The organism is Pseudomonas sp. PAGU 2196 (assembly GCF_022179005.1).
Taxonomy (GTDB): Bacteria; Pseudomonadota; Gammaproteobacteria; order Pseudomonadales; family Pseudomonadaceae; genus Aquipseudomonas; species Aquipseudomonas kermanshahensis.
In genome coordinates, this window is the sequence record NZ_BNTL01000035.1 from 174450 (window position 1) to 189792 (window position 15343).

Here is a 15343-nt window from a genome sequence, read left to right on the forward strand (position 1 = left end):
CCGGTATGCTTGCAGCAGTTACGCGCCGAACTGGCGCTGGTCTATGAAGGAGTCAACGTGGAGTTTCTTGCCGAATACGCAAGCTTTCTCGCCAAAACCGCCACCTTGGTGATTGCCATCCTGGTAGTGCTGTCGGCCATCGCCGGTTTGCGCGGTAAAGGGCGGCGCAAACCGGGCGGGCAATTGCAGGTCACCCGCCTCAACGAGTTCTATAAAGAGCTGCGTGAGCGCTTGGAGTCGGGCCTGCTCGACAAGGCCCAGCTGAAGGCCCTGCGCAAGCAGCAGGCCAAGGCGGAAAAACAGCAGAAAAAAGGCAAGGCCGAAGAAAAGGGCCGGGTCTTCGTGCTCGATTTCGATGGCGACATCAAGGCCTCGGCCACCGAGAGCCTGCGCAACGAAATCACCGCGCTGCTGACCCTCGCCACCCCGCAGGACGAAGTAGTGCTGCGCCTGGAGAGTGGCGGTGGCCTGGTACACAGCTACGGCCTGGCGGCTTCGCAGCTGGCGCGTATTCGCCAGGCGGGCATTCCGCTGACCGTGTGCATCGACAAGGTGGCGGCCAGCGGCGGTTACATGATGGCCTGCATTGGCGAGAAGATCGTCAGCGCGCCATTTGCCGTGCTGGGTTCGATTGGTGTGGTGGCGCAACTGCCTAACGTCAATCGCCTGTTGAAGAAGCATGACATCGACTTCGAAGTGCTCACGGCGGGCGAATACAAGCGCACCCTCACCGTATTCGGCGAAAACACCGAGAAGGGCAGGGAGAAGTTCCAGGAAGACCTGGACATCACTCACCAGCTGTTCAAGGACTTTGTCTCGCGCTATCGCCCGCAGTTGCACATCGACGAAGTGGCCACCGGCGAAGTCTGGCTGGGCGTGGCGGCTCTCAACCGCAAGCTGGTTGACGAGCTGCAGACCAGCGACGAGTACCTCAGCGACCGCGCTCGCAACGCCAACCTGTTCCACCTGCACTACGCCGAACGCAAGAGCCTGCAGGAGCGTATCGGCATGGCTGCCAGCGGCACGGTGGAGAACACCGTGGTGGGGCTTTGGAGCAAACTCGGCCGCTTGCGCTAACACCTTGAACCCCTTGAAATTTTTTTACGTTCAGGGGGTTGCAAGGTTCGATGATTGAAGACATAATGGCGCCCATCGAAACGCAGCGAACTTTGAAAAAGGTTCAGTGTTTCAAGGAGATAGCAAAGCGCAAGCAGCTAGATCCGACTTTGAGGCCGAGTAGCAAAGTGGTTATGCTCCGGATTGCAAATCCGTCTACGCCGGTTCGATTCCGACCTCGGCCTCCATTATTCGAAAGCCCCGCAGATTAACGTCTGCGGGGTTTTTCTTTATGGGGCGGAAAATATAGAAGCCCCTTGAGGCATGACGCCTAGGCTCAGCACATGTTGGGTTTTTCCGTTTTTAGCGACAGGGTTGTTTTTTAAGGTGTACCGACTGTTGCGATTCACAAAAAAGAAACTCTCCAGAGCGCTGCGAAAGTGGTTCGTCTACCTCGCTATTGCAGGTGTCGCGGGCAATTCCAGCCGAGTGTTCGACCACCTTTCCCTGTGGAAACCCTGGCGTTTAGCTAAGGGCGTTGCCGCGTACCTCATTGCCTTTTGATGGCGTTTCATACTGAACGGGCTTCAGCAGCATGAAGCGGTATGCCAGGGTGCAAATTTATAAGTAGCGCTTGCGACCCTAGAGGAGTATTGATGGCTTCCCGGCGCAATGTCGGAGGGAGTCACCTCAATGGATCGCAAGCCAAGCAATCAGGAAGTCGCTGTGGCGATCGGCATTAGCGAAGCGGAAGTCATTCGGTACAGAAGCGAGACGTTGTTGCTCGGCGATGGGTCATGGCTCATCCACTTCACATTCTTGATGCCCAAAGAGCTTCGGTTCGGCCTGACCGGGAGCTTTACCCACATCTTGAAAGCGGCGCCGCCGGCCGGCGACCGGCGAGTGGAGGCCCTGTAACGGCAGGCACCGGTGGCAAGGGCAGGGGATTTCGCCCATTCTGTGGCCGATGCAGCGTATAGTGACAAACGAGTTGCTGCATTTCAGTGACTCCTCTATCGAGGTTCAGTCATGAATGCCTCCCACCAGTCCCCCACGCACAAAGCCCACCTGCGGCTAGACGAGCAGATCAAAGCATTCCTTTCAAAAGGCGGAGCCATCCAGGAAGTGGCGTCTGGCATTGGTGCATCCGATCGTGTTGGCCCCAAGCTGCCATCGGCGAGGTGGCCCAGCTCCAAAGTCGTCAGATAAGGCGAATGGGGTCGCACAGCGACCCCAATGACGGCTGAAGAAGCGTTATTGAGGTGGATAGTGTGCCAAGTCCGCTTCCAGCTTTTCAGCGTCGCCTACCCGCTTGCGCACTTCGGCGTAAAACTGCTGGCTTTGGTTCTGAAACCGAATGTAGTCGCGGTCGCACGCTTCTTGCGCGGCCGTGAGTTCGTGGCCGGCAAGCCCCTGGGTGGATTGGCGTGACAGGATGTAGGCCTGCCAACAGTTCTCTACTTTGAGCAACCCGCGAGCGAACGCTTTTGTCTCGATTGTCGCCATTGGAGCACCCTCTTTGCGCCGAAAGTCGGCGCGTCGGTGTGGATCGCCAGAGCGACGATAGGCAATGTGTGGAAAAGCCGAATACCCAAGTATTGGATAGTGGAGCTTAGTGCGTTTTGAAGGTTGCGCTCGTTGGTCAGCCGGTCGGGCGATGCAATAGAAAAGAAAAGCCCGCCTACAAGGGGCGGGCTAAAAGAACGTACGGAGCAAGGTCAGTGTGCCGCCCCTATTGTCGGTAATACGTGAAGAGGGGGTCATGAGGCTGTCGTTTGGTGTGGGTAGGTTTCAATTCTGGGGGGGATGTGGGCTGCGAAGTGTATGGCGTTGGAGTTTTTGCGCTTATAAGATCGAGCGCCGCTCGGGCGGCGCTCGATCTCAAAGGCGCTAGAACTCTCAAGCCAGGCCCTTCGCCCCACTATCAAAAATCACCACCCAAAAAAAGCCCGCCATGAAAAGGCGGGCAAATAACGTTTGAAGGGAGAGCCTGCAGACTGCGCCCGCTCCGTTAACTCAGCATTAAGCCGCAACCCATTGACCTCGCCTCCTGTTCAGCCTATACAGGCCTCCCGCCATTCCAGGAGCCCGCCCCGCATGCGCGACGAAGACGATCTGCACGAGCCCGAGCATGATCACCTGCTCGACCACGAATTCCTTTACGACGGCATCGACCCCGAGGCAGACGCCCAAGGCGCCGAAGACCCTGTCGAGGAGGATGAGGAAACGCTGGATGACCTCGATGATGAGGAACGTGATCATCCAGCCTGGTTCGACGACTGCGAAGACGCGTGAGTCAGCGACGCTCCAGCGAGAAGCGGCCGGGGCCACTCACGGCCAGCAACAGCAAGCCGCCAATGATGCTCAGGTTTTTCAGGAACTGGGTCATGTTGGCGCTGCGCTCGGGGTCGACCATGTTCCAGAACGGGTGGCCGATCAATGCGGTGCCCAGCACGAACAGTGCAAACAGGAAGGCCAGTGGGCGCGTGTAGAGCCCCAGAATCAGCACGATGCCGACGAAAAACTCCATGATCACCGCAACGGCCGCGGCGATCGTAGGGGCGGGGGCGCCGAGGGAGGTCATGTAGCTGACCGTGCCATCAAAGCCGGTCAACTTGGCCCACCCGGACACAACAAACAGAATCATCAGCAGAATGCGGGCAACCAGGATGATGAAGTCGCGTTGACCATCGAACAGGGAGTAGCGCATGGCGGCATACCAGTGGACGGGGACAAGCTCCACTCTAGCAGTTGCACCGGGGATTTCCGCTGGGCAGCAAAAAGGCGCCACCAGGGCGCCTTTTCGAAGGAATTTGGTGCGAGTGGCGGGACTCGAACCCGCAAGGCTCACGCCGACAGATTTTAAGTCTGCTGTGTATACCAATTCCACCACACTCGCACTTGAATGGGCCTTGACGACCGACGGGCTTCTAAGCAGATGCATCTAAGTAGAAAGCGCGTTGCATTCAAGCGCGCTTTATAACCCATTGTTATAGTTGCGTCAACCGCAGCACCTATGATCAAGGGAAGACAGCCCTCACCCGTGGCCGCACTGCCTGTACTCGTCGACCGAGAACGCTGACAATCAGTTGCCACAAGGGCGGCTGCAGAGGACACTCCTGATCACGCCCAATTCCTCCCCGCTGTGCCTGTGGAGTTTGCATGGTTTCAGCTGACTGTCTCGAACACCCTGTCATGCCCGCGCACCGCTACGAACAGCTGGTTCAGTCGGTGGTGGACTACGCCATCTACATGCTCGACCCGACGGGGCATGTGGTGTCGTGGAACGCTGGCGCCGAACGCATCAAGGGCTACCGGGCCGATGAAGTGATCGGCCAGCATTTCTCGTTGTTCTTCACCCCCCAAGATTGCGCGCAAGGGCGCCCCGAGCGCTTGCTGCGCCAGGCGCTCGAGCAAGGCGTGGCGCAGGATGAGGGGTGGCGCGTGCGCAAGGACGGCTCGCAATTCTGGGCGCTGGCTGCGCTGGATGTGATTCGCGATGACCTTGGGCAGATCATTGGCCTGGCCAAGGTCACCCGAGACATTACCGACCGGCGCGAATCGGCACTGCAGCTCGACGCTGTGCGTGCGCAGCTGTTCCAGGCGCAGAAGCTCGAAGCGCTCGGCCAGCTGACCGGTGGGCTGGCGCATGATTTCAACAACATGCTCACGATCATCCTGAGTTCCGCCCGGCTGGCCCTGGCCTCCCACGACCCGGAGCGCATCCAGCGCATGTTGCATCACATCGTCGAGGCCGGCGAACGGGGCACCGAACTGACCCAGCAACTGCTCAGCTTTGCCCGCCACCGCAAACTGTATGTCGCGCGCATCGCACCCCTGGAATTGATCGCTGCCACGCGTGGCTTGCTCGAGCATTCGCTGACAAGTGAAATCGACCTGCAACACCATTTGCCCGCGAGTCTGCCCGCCATCGAAGTGGATGCCGGGCAGTTGCAGATGGTGCTGCTCAATTTGCTGTTCAATGCCCGTGACGCCATCGAGGGTAAAGGCAGCATTGGCCTGGCGGTCGATGTTGTTGAACTGGCCGGGGACGTGGAAGGGTTGCGGGGCCGTTATGTGTGCTTCGAGGTGCAGGACAGCGGCAGCGGGATTACTCCCGACGTACTGCCACGTATCTTCGAGCCGTTTTTCACCACCAAGGCCTTCGGCAAGGGCACCGGCCTTGGCCTGAGCCAGGTTTATGGCTTTGCCAAGCAGAGCAATGGCGCCATCAGCGTCGATAGCGTACCTGGCCAAGGCACGTGCATGCGTCTCTATTTGCCCGCGTGTGACCCATAAGCGGATCGCCAACCTACAGGTACACACCATGGCACAAGCACTCAAGCGGCTGGTGACGGGGATCGAAGGGCTCGATGCCCTGCTCAAGGGCGGGCTGGTAGCGGGCGCGTCCTACATCATTCAAGGCCCGCCTGGCGCGGGCAAAACCATCCTCGCCAATCAGTTGGCCTGTGGCCACGTACAGGGTGGCGGCAGGGTGTTGGTGGCGACGTTGCTCAGTGAATCGCACGAGCGGCTGTTCCAATACCTTGGGACGCTGGCGTTTTTTGATCCGACCCTGGTGGGCGACCAGATTCAATTTGTCAGTGCCTTCGATACCCTGGAGCAGGAAGGGCTCGATGCCGTGGTCAAGCTGCTGCGCCAGGAAATCAACCGGCAGCAGGCCAGCCTGCTGATCGTCGATGGGGTGCTCAATGCCCGCGTGCGCGCCGAAACGAGCTTGGACACCAAGAAATTCGTCTCGGAACTGCAAGGCCACGCGGCCTTTGCCGGCTGCACCCTGCTGTTGTTGACCAGCGCCCGGCTGGACGAGGGCAGCCCGGAGCACACCATGGTCGATGGCGTGCTCGAACTGGGCGAGCAACTGGTGGGCAGCCGTGCCGTGCGCCATATTCAACTGCGCAAGACGCGTGGTAGCGCAGCCCTGTCGGGGCGCCATGAATGCTTGATCGATGAAGCGGGCATGCATGTTTTTCCACGTCTGGAATCGCTGTTCAGCCACCCCAGCCACCTGGGCAACGCCAGCCTGAGCCGTGTTTCTTCGGGCATTCCGAGCCTGGATGAAATGCTCGACGGCGGGCTGGCCACAGGCTCGGTCAGCCTCATCATGGGGCCCTCCGGTATCGGCAAGACGTCCCTGGGCCTGGCCTTCCTTAGCGCGTGCACGAAAGAAGCCCCTGGTGTGCATTTTGGCTTCTACGAAACGCCCGAACGCCTGCGCCTCAAGGCGGCATCGCTGGGCTACGATTTTGCCGCACTGGAACGCGAAGGTGCGCTGCAGCTGTGCTGGCAGCCCACCACGGAGGGTTTGCTGGACCAGGTTGGTGCGCGCTTACTGGCGCGTGTAGAGGCCCAAGGCAGCAAGCGTGTGGTGATCGACAGCCTGGGCGCCTTCAGCCGTTTGGCAATTGACCCGACTCGGCTCAACGCGTTTTTCCGCGCCTTGACCGGCGAGTTGCGGGCGCGAGACGTCAGTGTGCTGCTGACCTGGGAGATGCGTGACATGTTTGGGTCGGAAATCATGGCCCCGGCACCGGACCTGTCGAGCATCGTCGACAACTTGATGCTGATGCGTTTCGTCGAACTGGATTCCCAGCTGCGGCGCATGCTGTCGGTTCTCAAGGTGCGTGACAGCCACCATGACCCCGCGCTGCACGAGCTGTTGCTCGGCCCGCAGGGCATTACCTTGCGCAAGGCCTTCGAGGGCGCCAGCGGCGTGCTCTCGGGGACGCCGGTGCAGCAAGGCGGCGGGTGACGGGGCGGCTGATGAACACCATTCTGATCGTCGATGACGAATACCTGATCGCCGACATCCTCGGCTTTGCCCTGGAGGATGAAGGTTATCTGGTGGAAAAGGCGAGCAATGGCCTGAAGGCGCTGGAAGCACTGAAGGAAAAACGCGTCGAGCTGGTGATCACCGACTACATGATGCCGTTGCTCAATGGTGAAGAGCTGGCACGCAGGATGCGCGATGAGCTGCAGCTAAGCGACTTGCCGGTCATCCTCATGAGCGGCGCGCAGGCCAGCCAAGGATGCCCGGAGCTGTTCGCCGCGGTGTTCGACAAGCCCTTCGATATGGACAGGATGATCGCCAAGGTGCGCGAACTGCTGGGCACCTGAGGCGCAGGTCGATCAAGCGCGTCCGTGCGGCTTGAGGCAGTGCTGCTCAGTGCGAGTCGTCGTGTTTTTCCGGGGCTGGGTTGCCAGCCTGGATACGCTTGAAGATCTCTTCGCGGTGCACCTGAACATCTTTCGGTGCATCGATGCCAATCCTCACCTGCATCCCTTTGACGCCCAGAATGGTGACTTTGATGTCATCGTTGATGACGATGCTTTCGCCAACCTTACGGGTGAGTATCAGCATGTAGTTCTCCTTGGTAATGTTGAAATCCGTCGGGCTAATTGCCGCGGCGGTGGGAGCCAGTCCCTCTTCCTTCTCATTAAAGACGCTTTCGGCGGATAGGAATTCCCCGACAGACAAATTCTGTTGCGTATCTTCAGGTGCAGGCGCCGGTAACTGCCGCAAGCAGTGTCCCGGCGAAGGTGCTCGGTGGCAAGAATAGGGGGGTTCAGCCCGGATGGGAAATTTCTCTGCATCATGGCCTAAATAGACAGTGTCAATGATCGTCCTGTTCCTCCAGCGCCTGTAGAAATAACAACAGCGCCACTTCTTCTGGATCTAGGCCTTTGCGATTACGTTTGCGGGGCAAGCTGGCCAGGCGGCCAAGGGCAAAGTGTTCCAGCACGGCCGGGTGGATGTAGCAGCGCCGGCATACCGCCGGGGTGTTGCCCAGGCGCGTGGCGACCTGCTTGACGATGGCAGCGACCTGGCGTTTCGCTTCGGTTTCCGGCTCCCAGGCCAGCGGCCTGAGCAGGTTTAGCGCAAGGCTGCTGCCAGCCCAGGTGCGGTAGTCTTTGGCGGTAAAGTCAGCGCCAGTGAGCGCCTGCAAGAACTGGTTGATATCGCTGGAACCGATGCTGTGGCGTTCGCCCTCTTCGTCGAGGTACTGGAACAGCGCTTGGCCCGGCAGCTCCATGCAGCGCTTGAGCAGGTTGGCCAGGCGCCTGTCGTGCAGGGTGACATCGTGCTCGACGCCGCGCTTGCCACGGAACTGGAAGCGGATGGTGCCGCCTTGCACCTTGACGTGACGGTTGCGCAGCGTGGTCAACCCGTATGACTGGTTGTCACGCAGGTAACGCTGGTTGCCGATCCGGATCAGGGTGTGGTCCAGCAGGCTGACGACCAGTGCCATCACCTTTTCCCGGTCCAGGCCCGGTCTGGCCAGGTGGGTCTCCAGTTGCGAGCGCAATTTCGGCAGTGCCTGGGCAAATGCCAACATGCGCCCGTATTTGTGCTGGTCGCGCAGTTCGCGCCATTGCTCATGGTAGCGGTACTGCTTGCGGCCACGGGCGTCGCGGCCGGTGGCTTGCAGATGGCCTTGCGGGTCGGCGCAGATCCACACATCGCTATAGGCCGGGGGGATCACCAGTGCGGCAATGCGTGCGAGGGTGTCGGCGTCGCGAACCCGCTGCCCCTCGGTGTCCAGGTAGATGAAGCGGTCGCGCCAGCGCCGTCGGCTCAAGCCAGGTTGGCTGTCGTCAACGTAATGCAGGGTGCGGGGCAGGGGGCAGTCGAGCATTGGCGGCAGGCCTCGATCAGGTCTCTGATCAATGGACAACGGCCGCGTCAGGGTTGCTCAGCCCAATAAAGCCACCGACTTGATCTGCGCGATCAGAGCCTGGCCTGGGTGCAGGCCGAGCTGGTCTGCCGAGAAGCGGGTGATGCGCGCCAGCAAGGCATTGCCCCCGGCATCCAGGCTCACCAGCACATGGGCCGGATTGTCAGCCGGGCAGCTTTCGCGCACCTGCACCGGCAACCGGTTGAGAATGCTGGAGGCGCTGTCCGCCGTCAGGGCCAGGCTCACGTCGCGCGCCTGCACCTTTACCCGCAGGGTGCTGCCCATGACGTGAGCGGGGTGGGCGATGCGCAGTATCGGCGCGCCGCTGCCGGGCAGGCGCAGATCGAGCAGGTCGTAATGGGGGTCATGCCCGACTACCAGGCCTTCGAACACTACCCCGGCATCTTCGCCCTGGGCCAGCGACAGGTCCAGGCGTGCAAGCGTTTCGCCAATCGGGCCGCTGGCCACGGCCTGGCCTTGCTCCAGCAGCACCAGGTGGTCGGCAAGGCGCGCTACTTCGTCCTGGGCATGGCTGACATACACCAGCGGAATATCCAGCTCGTGATGCAGGCGCTCCAGGTACGGCAGGATTTCGCGCTTGCGCGGCCCATCGAGGGCAGCCAACGGCTCGTCCATCAACAACAGCCGTGGGCTGCTCAGCAGCGCGCGGGCGATACCGACCCGCTGCGCCTCACCGCCGGACAACGTGGCGGGCCGACGTGCGAGCAGGTGGCCGATGCCCAGCAACTGGCACGCCTGTTCAAGGCTGACCTTGCGCTCACTGGGCGCAACCCGGCGCCAGCCAAACTCCAAGTTGCCGCGCACCGACAAGTGCGGGAACAGGCTGGCTTCCTGGAATACATAGCCCACCGGGCGCAGGTGAGGCGCTTGAAAATAGCCGCGGCTGCTGTCTTCCCAGACCTCGCCGTTTACTTCGATGTAGGCGCTGGCGGCGCGCTCCAGCCCTGCCAGGCAGCGCAGGCAGGAGGTTTTACCAGACCCGGAATGGCCGAACAGCGCGCTGATCCCGCGCCCTGGCAGTTGCAGGTCGACATCCAGGGTAAAGTCGTCGCGCGCCAGTTTCAGGCGCGCCACAATCGATGCAGTCATTTCAGCTCCAGCCAGCTTTGCCGCGGCGCCCAGCGTATAGCAGGAGCAGCACCAGGAACGAGAACACCAGCATGGCACCGGCCAGCCAGTGGGCTTGCGCATACTCCATGGCCTCGACGTGATCGAAGATCTGCACCGAAACCACGCGGGTTTTGTCGGGGATATTGCCACCGATCATCAGCACCACGCCGAACTCGCCCACGGTATGGGCAAAGCCCAGGATGCTGGCGGTGATGAACCCGGGGCGGGCCAGCGGCAGCACCACATGGACGAAGGTGTCCCATGGGCTGGCGCGCAGGGTGGCAGCGACTTCCAGCGGCCGTTGGCCGATGGCGCCAAAGGCGTTTTGCAAGGGCTGCACCACAAAGGGCATGGAGTAAATCACCGAGCCGATCACTAACCCGCTGAAGCTGAATACCACGCTGCCCAGGCCCAATGCCTGAGTGGCCTGGCCGAGCCAGCCATGGGGCCCGAGCGCGAGCAGCAGGTAAAAGCCGATGACCGTCGGTGGTAGCACCAGCGGCAGGGCCACCACCGCGCCCACCGGCCCACGCAGCCAAGAGCGCGTGCGCGCTAGCCACCAGGCGATGGGCGTGCCGACGATCAGCAGGATCAAGGTGGTCAGGCCGGCCAGTTTGATGGTCAGCCAGATGGCACCCAGGTCACTGGCGTCCAGTGGCATCAGAGCTCATAACCGTAGGATTTGATTACTGCGGCAGCTTTCGGGCCTTTCAGGTATTCGACCAGCGCCTTGGCAGCGGCACTGTCCTTGCCTTTGTTGAGGATCACAGCGTCCTGGCGGATCGGGTCGTGCAGGTTGGACGGTACGATCCAGGCCGAGCCGCTGGTGACTTTGCCGTCCTTATAGATCTGCGACAGCGCGACGAAGCCGAGCTCGGCATTGCCGGTGGACACGAACTGGAAGGCCTGGGTGATGTTCTGCCCTTCGACGATCTTGCCCTTGGTGGCCTCGGTCAGTTTCAGCTTGTCGAGCACCTGGGTCGCAGCCAGGCCGTAGGGGGCGGCTTTAGGGTTGGCGATGGACAGGTGCTTGTACGTGTTCTGCTTCAGCACGTCCCCCTTGGCATCCACGTAACCTTCTTTCGCCGACCACAGGGCCAGGGTGCCGATGGCGTAGGTGAAGCGCGAACCTGGGACGATTTCCTTTTCCTGCTCGAGCTTGGCCGGGGTGCTGTCGTCGGCGGCGAGGAACACTTCGAACGGCGCGCCATTCTTGATCTGGGCGTAGAACTGCCCGGTAGCACCATAGGCGGCGACCAGCGTGTGGCCGGTGTCCTTTTCAAAGTCTTTGGCAATGGCCTGGATGGGGGCTGTGAAGTTCGCTGCGACCGCGACCTGGACTTCGTCGGCCCAGGCAGTGTTAAGGCAAATCAGGCTGGCCAGGGCAGTGGCGGCCAGGTGGAGTGGGCGGATACGCATGAAGACAGCTCCTTAGGTTATCGTTATAGCGTGAACTATATAGCGATAGGCCATTGGCCGGGAAGGGGGCTGGACGACGACGGCGATAATGGCCTGCAAGTGCTGTTCAGCGCGATAGCGTTTGCAGTGCCTTGCTAGCAATTTCCTGGGTCAGCTCAGCTGCCGGCATATGCCTGCCCAAGCGCAGCGCCTGGCCCGACCACAGGTTGCTAAAATCGCTGTTGCCTTGCGGGTCGGTGATTGCACGCAGTGGCATCAGCGCGCCACCTGCCAGCGGGAAGCGCGGTGCCAGGTCGCTCATCGGCCCCAGCTCACGCATGATGCGGTTGTTGATGCCCCGCGCTGGGCGGCCGGTGAACAGGTTGGTCAGGGCCGTGTCGCTGGCGGGCGCCGTGTCCAGCGCGCGGCGGTGGGCCGCAGACACCTTGGCCTCGGGGCAGAACAGGTAGGCCGTGCCGATCTGCACGGCCGAGGCGCCCAACGCAAGGGCCGCGACCAGGCCACGGTGGTCGCCGATGCCCCCGGCTGCAATCACCGGCAGCGTGACCGCGTCGACGATCTGCGGCACCAGGGCGAAGGTGCCAATCTGGCTGGTGATGTCTTCGCTGAGGAACATGCCGCGATGGCCACCCGCTTCATAGCCCATGGCGATGATCGCGTCGCAGCCGTTGCGCTCCAGCCACAGCGCTTCTTCCACCGTGGTAGCACTGGACAGCACCTTGGCACCACTCGCCTTGACCCGTTGCAGCAGGTGGGGCTCGGGCAGGCCAAAGTGAAAGCTCACCACTTCAGGGCGCAACTGCTCGACCAACTGGCAGCTTTGCTCATCGAACGGCGCGCGGTTGGAGACCGGGGTAGGGGCGTCGAAATCGGCACCCACCTCGTTGTAGTAAGGCGTGAGTGCCTGCTTCCAGCGCGCGTCTCGGTTCGCGTCGGGCGGTGGTGGCTGGTGGCAGAAGAAGTTCAGGTTCAGCGGCTGCGCAGGGCAGCCGGCGCGGAACGCTTCGATCTCATCACGTACCTGGTCACTGCTCAACATGGCGCAGGGCAGTGCGCCAAGGCCGCCCGCAGCGCCCACGGCAATGGCCATGGCCGAGCCCGTCGCACCTGCCATCGGCGCCTGCAGAATAGGCACTTCAATGCCCAGCAGATCGAGAATACGGCGGTCGGGCCAACGGCTCATGCGGGTCTCCTTGCGGGCGGCGTGATCGGTGCGGCAGTACCTGCGGGGCGTTTACAGGGCCTTGCTGACCTGGATGTCGCTGATCTTTTCGGCGTCATCGCCGTGGATCTTGCGCAGCGCTTGCAGCGCCTGCTCCTGGGAGGCATCGGTCATGAGTGCGAAATCCCAACGGCGCTCGCCGTCGAGTTTGTATTTGATGACGTACTTGATGGTCTGGGTCATGGCGGTCTTATCTGAGTTTCGACGACGAGCGACGGATGATCTTGATCTTGTGGGTCAAGGTCGGCTTGCGCGTTACCGAGATCGGGCGCGTGGTCACGGTATCCAGGGTGATGTTCCAGAAACCGGTACTTGGAACGGTGATCTTGGCCGGGAACTTGTCGAAGGCACCACCATGGTAGGTGTGTCGACCGCCATTTTTGAAGCTGCGGAAGTTGGCGTCGTTCATCAGGCGGATGTTGCAGCGCTGAGAGCACTCGATGACGACGATATCGTCCTCGTTGAGGTGCTCGCGCTGGTGTACGAATTTCATGTGATGCTCCGCAAGGTTTGGATCTGCAAAGGCGAAAGATACCACGATGTCACGCTAAGCTGCCGCGCTCGATGGCCAGGCGCAGATAATTCTGCCAAAGCAGGGAGCAAACAGGCCTGGCTGTGGTCGAACTGGATTCTTGATGGCAGAGGTGCTGCAAATGAAGTGGATGGTGGCGGCGTTGTTCCTGGGGCTTGGGGGCTGTGTCAGCGTTTCGGAGCTTGAACAGTCACATGAAACGCTGGATGTGATGTCTGGCAAGACACCGCGTGAATACGCCGATTGCGTCAAGCAGAAGCTGGCCGATACCCGTGATCCGTTGGTCGAGGAGCAACGCGGTGATGGCTTGCGCCTGATCGTCCCGCAAAAGCTCACGGCCGGGGCTGGGCCGGCGGCACTGGTCGATATCGACTCGCGCGGCAGCGGCAGCAGCATCAAATTGCATGAACGGTTGAACAACTTCCCGTTGCGCCTGGGTGATGTGCGCACCGCAGCGACGCAGTGCATTTCTGGCCATTGATCTGGCGCAACGGATGCGCGGTTAAAAGGCCAATAGCTGTCACCTGGTAGGTGTTGGCGTTGTTGCGACTTGCCCTACGGGTCTAGTATCCATTTGCTTATGTTTTTTAAGCCTAAGCTTATAACAAAAGAAATGGAGATTCGTGATGACCCCGTTGAGTCGAGTCGTGATCGGCAGCCTGCTGATCCTGGCCTGGCCCACGGCGCATGCCGCCGATGGCCAGAAGATCTTCACCCAAGGCGGGGCGAACCCCGCCGCCATGGCCTGTATAGGTTGCCATGGCCCAGATGGCAAGGGCATTGCCGCTGCCGGGTTCCCTCGCTTGGCCGGCCTGCCGGCCGGTTACCTCAGTAAGCAATTGCAGGATTGGCGCAATGGCACCCGCAAGCAGCCGGTCATGGAACCGCTTGCCAAGGCCCTGAGCGACGACGAAATCAAAGCCGTCAGTGCCTACCTGGCCAGCCTCCCGGCTGAGCCAGCAGCCGATCTGCGCCGCCAGCAGATAGCCGATGACCCCACCACACGCCTGGCACTCTATGGCGACTGGGGGCGGCAGATTCCGGGGTGTGTGCAATGCCACGGCCCAGGCGGCAGCGGCGTGGGTGAGCATTTCCCTCCGCTGGCAGGCCAGCCTGCAGCTTACCTGGTAGCCCAACTGAATGCCTGGCGCGACGGCAGCCGCAGCAATGACCCCAACCAACTGATGGTCGGCGTGGCCAAGGCCATGACCGATGACGAGGTCAAGGCGATTGCCGCGTTCTTCGCCCGTCCCGTCCACCCGGAGGTCACGCCATGAAGCCGATGATTCCAGCCGTGCTGCTGTTGGCCATGGGCAGTGCCCAGGCAGCCCCGATCGCCATGGAAGACCAGTCGCAGTTGAAAGTGCCGGGCGTGCAGGCCGCGCCGCAGTTCGTGCCGCCTGCCGAGAGCGAGTTGCCGGACAATGCCTTTGGCAAGATGGTCCGCCAGGGCCATGCGCTGTTTGTCGATACCCGGCGGCTGATGCCCGAAGCCGTGGGCAACGGCATGAACTGCAGCAACTGCCACCTTGATCAGGGGCGCCTGGCCCACTCTGCGCCGATGTGGGGTGCGTATCCGATGTACCCGGCGTATCGCAAGAAAAACGACAAGGTCAACACCTATGCCGAGCGCATTCAGGGGTGTTTCCAGTTCAGCATGAATGGCAAGCCACCGGCGGCAGACAGCCCGCAGATGACGGCGTTGTCGGTGTATGCCTACTGGTTGTCGACCAAGGCGCCGACAGGCGTGGAGATCGCCGGGCGCGGCTACCCGGATGTCCCTCAGCCCAAGGGTGGCTACGACTTCAAGCGTGGCCAGCAGGTCTACCGTGACCAGTGTGCGATTTGCCACGGCGACAAGGGTGAAGGGCAGCAGGTGGCCGGCGAGTATGTGATGCCGCCGCTGTGGGGCAAGGATTCCTACAACTGGGGTGCTGGGATGCACCGTATCAATACGGCGGCGTCCTTCATCAAATACAACATGCCGCTGGGCAAGCCTGGCAGCCTGAGCGATGAACAGGCTTGGGATGTGGCGGCATGGATCAACCGCCATGAGCGGCCGCAGGACCCGCGGTTGGTGGAGGGGTCTGTGGAGAAGACGCGGCTGAAGTTTCACGCCAATGACGGGGTGAACCTGTATGGGCAGAAGGTCGAGGGGGTGCTGATCGGGCAGGGAACCGGTAGCTGACGGGGTTGCTGTGCTGGCCTCTTCGCGGGCAAGCACAGGCAACAACCGTTTTTGTCATCTACCCGTCACCGCCCTGCAACCACTGCCGGGTTGCAATG

20 protein-coding genes and 2 tRNA genes are annotated in these 15343 nt (G+C 61.3%); 11 read left to right on the plus strand and 11 right to left on the minus strand.

Going from position 1 to position 15343, the window contains the following annotated elements:
* The first annotated feature begins 57 nt into the window (after window positions 1-57).
* From sohB to MFF34_RS28405, 4 genes are all read left to right on the plus strand, one after another.
* Window positions 58-1077 (plus strand): protease SohB, encoded by a 1020-nt coding sequence (gene sohB, locus MFF34_RS25610; protein ID WP_085273210.1) that lies wholly within the window; start codon window positions 58-60, stop codon window positions 1075-1077.
* Window positions 1078-1230: 153 nt separating this feature from the next.
* Window positions 1231-1304: transfer RNA gene (locus tag MFF34_RS25615), tRNA-Cys, on the plus strand.
* Window positions 1305-1749: 445 nt separating this feature from the next.
* Window positions 1750-1974: a hypothetical protein gene (locus MFF34_RS25620; RefSeq protein ID WP_027592688.1), complete on the plus strand. Its 225-nt coding sequence runs from the start codon at window positions 1750-1752 to the stop codon at window positions 1972-1974.
* A gap of 111 nt (window positions 1975-2085) precedes the next feature.
* Window positions 2086-2265, plus strand: a complete 180-nt coding sequence (locus tag MFF34_RS28405; protein ID WP_369124820.1) for a hypothetical protein — start codon at window positions 2086-2088, stop codon at window positions 2263-2265.
* Window positions 2266-2310: 45 nt separating this feature from the next.
* Here MFF34_RS28405 and MFF34_RS25625 read toward each other — a convergent pair whose 3' ends face one another.
* Window positions 2311-2562 carry a hypothetical protein gene (locus tag MFF34_RS25625; protein ID WP_099428845.1) on the minus strand — a complete coding sequence of 84 codons (252 nt, stop codon included), beginning with the start codon at window positions 2560-2562 and terminating at the stop codon, window positions 2311-2313.
* Between the two features lie 591 nt (window positions 2563-3153).
* Between MFF34_RS25625 and MFF34_RS25630 the strand changes: the two genes are divergently transcribed.
* Window positions 3154-3351: a hypothetical protein gene (locus MFF34_RS25630; RefSeq protein ID WP_085273068.1), complete on the plus strand. Its 198-nt coding sequence runs from the start codon at window positions 3154-3156 to the stop codon at window positions 3349-3351.
* 1 nt (window position 3352) lies between these two features.
* Here the strand turns inward: MFF34_RS25630 and MFF34_RS25635 are convergent, their stop codons facing one another.
* Both MFF34_RS25635 and MFF34_RS25640 read right to left on the minus strand, forming a co-directional pair.
* Window positions 3353-3766, minus strand: a complete 414-nt coding sequence (locus MFF34_RS25635; RefSeq protein ID WP_238217288.1) for a DoxX family protein — start codon at window positions 3764-3766, stop codon at window positions 3353-3355.
* A 104-nt stretch (window positions 3767-3870) separates the two neighbouring features.
* Window positions 3871-3955 (minus strand) — tRNA-Leu (locus MFF34_RS25640).
* A gap of 263 nt (window positions 3956-4218) precedes the next feature.
* Between MFF34_RS25640 and MFF34_RS25645 the strand changes: the two genes are divergently transcribed.
* From MFF34_RS25645 to MFF34_RS25655, 3 genes are read left to right on the plus strand one after another with little or no spacing between them, the layout of a single operon-like run.
* Window positions 4219-5355 (plus strand): nitrogen regulation protein NR(II), encoded by a 1137-nt coding sequence (locus MFF34_RS25645; RefSeq protein ID WP_238217290.1) that lies wholly within the window; start codon window positions 4219-4221, stop codon window positions 5353-5355.
* A gap of 28 nt (window positions 5356-5383) precedes the next feature.
* Window positions 5384-6829, plus strand: coding sequence for an ATPase domain-containing protein (locus tag MFF34_RS25650; RefSeq protein ID WP_238217292.1), 1446 nt, complete (start codon window positions 5384-5386; stop codon window positions 6827-6829).
* Window positions 6830-6840: 11 nt separating this feature from the next.
* Window positions 6841-7194 (plus strand): response regulator, encoded by a 354-nt coding sequence (locus MFF34_RS25655; RefSeq protein ID WP_027592682.1) that lies wholly within the window; start codon window positions 6841-6843, stop codon window positions 7192-7194.
* A 46-nt stretch (window positions 7195-7240) separates the two neighbouring features.
* Here MFF34_RS25655 and csrA read toward each other — a convergent pair whose 3' ends face one another.
* The 8 genes from csrA to MFF34_RS25695 all read right to left on the minus strand — a co-directional run bounded on the left by csrA (window position 7241) and on the right by MFF34_RS25695 (window position 13018).
* On the minus strand, window positions 7241-7438 hold the full coding sequence (csrA, locus tag MFF34_RS25660) for a carbon storage regulator CsrA (protein ID WP_023381281.1): 198 nt from the start codon (window positions 7436-7438) through the stop codon (window positions 7241-7243).
* Between the two features lie 253 nt (window positions 7439-7691).
* On the minus strand, window positions 7692-8714 hold the full coding sequence (locus tag MFF34_RS25665) for a DNA topoisomerase IB (protein ID WP_238217294.1): 1023 nt from the start codon (window positions 8712-8714) through the stop codon (window positions 7692-7694).
* A gap of 57 nt (window positions 8715-8771) precedes the next feature.
* The gene (gene modC / locus MFF34_RS25670; protein WP_238217296.1) at window positions 8772-9863 is read right to left on the minus strand and encodes a molybdenum ABC transporter ATP-binding protein; all 1092 of its coding nucleotides are present in this window, start codon (window positions 9861-9863) and stop codon (window positions 8772-8774) included.
* Window position 9864: 1 nt separating this feature from the next.
* Complete coding sequence (modB, locus tag MFF34_RS25675; RefSeq protein WP_238217298.1) at window positions 9865-10545, minus strand: molybdate ABC transporter permease subunit; 681 nt, start codon at window positions 10543-10545, stop codon at window positions 9865-9867.
* Window positions 10545-11303, minus strand: coding sequence for a molybdate ABC transporter substrate-binding protein (gene modA / locus MFF34_RS25680; RefSeq protein ID WP_238217300.1), 759 nt, complete (start codon window positions 11301-11303; stop codon window positions 10545-10547). Before modA ends, modB begins: the two co-directional genes overlap by 1 nt.
* Before the next feature lie 106 nt (window positions 11304-11409).
* A complete protein-coding gene (locus MFF34_RS25685) occupies window positions 11410-12486 on the minus strand; it encodes a nitronate monooxygenase family protein (protein WP_238217302.1) in 1077 nt (358 codons plus the stop codon).
* 51 nt (window positions 12487-12537) lie between these two features.
* Complete coding sequence (locus tag MFF34_RS25690; RefSeq protein WP_099428851.1) at window positions 12538-12708, minus strand: hypothetical protein; 171 nt, start codon at window positions 12706-12708, stop codon at window positions 12538-12540.
* A 7-nt stretch (window positions 12709-12715) separates the two neighbouring features.
* Window positions 12716-13018 carry a DUF1883 domain-containing protein gene (locus MFF34_RS25695; protein WP_027592676.1) on the minus strand — a complete coding sequence of 101 codons (303 nt, stop codon included), beginning with the start codon at window positions 13016-13018 and terminating at the stop codon, window positions 12716-12718.
* 160 nt (window positions 13019-13178) lie between these two features.
* Between MFF34_RS25695 and MFF34_RS25700 the strand changes: the two genes are divergently transcribed.
* The 3 genes from MFF34_RS25700 (at window position 13179) to MFF34_RS25710 (ending at window position 15245) form a co-directional block, all read left to right on the plus strand.
* Window positions 13179-13538: a hypothetical protein gene (locus MFF34_RS25700; protein ID WP_027592675.1), complete on the plus strand. Its 360-nt coding sequence runs from the start codon at window positions 13179-13181 to the stop codon at window positions 13536-13538.
* Window positions 13539-13683: 145 nt separating this feature from the next.
* Window positions 13684-14334, plus strand: a complete 651-nt coding sequence (locus tag MFF34_RS25705) for a cytochrome c (protein WP_099428852.1) — start codon at window positions 13684-13686, stop codon at window positions 14332-14334.
* Window positions 14331-15245, plus strand: coding sequence for a c-type cytochrome (locus tag MFF34_RS25710; protein WP_238217305.1), 915 nt, complete (start codon window positions 14331-14333; stop codon window positions 15243-15245). The genes MFF34_RS25705 and MFF34_RS25710 overlap by 4 nt, the downstream gene beginning before the upstream one ends.
* The last annotated feature ends 98 nt before the right edge of the window (window positions 15246-15343 follow it).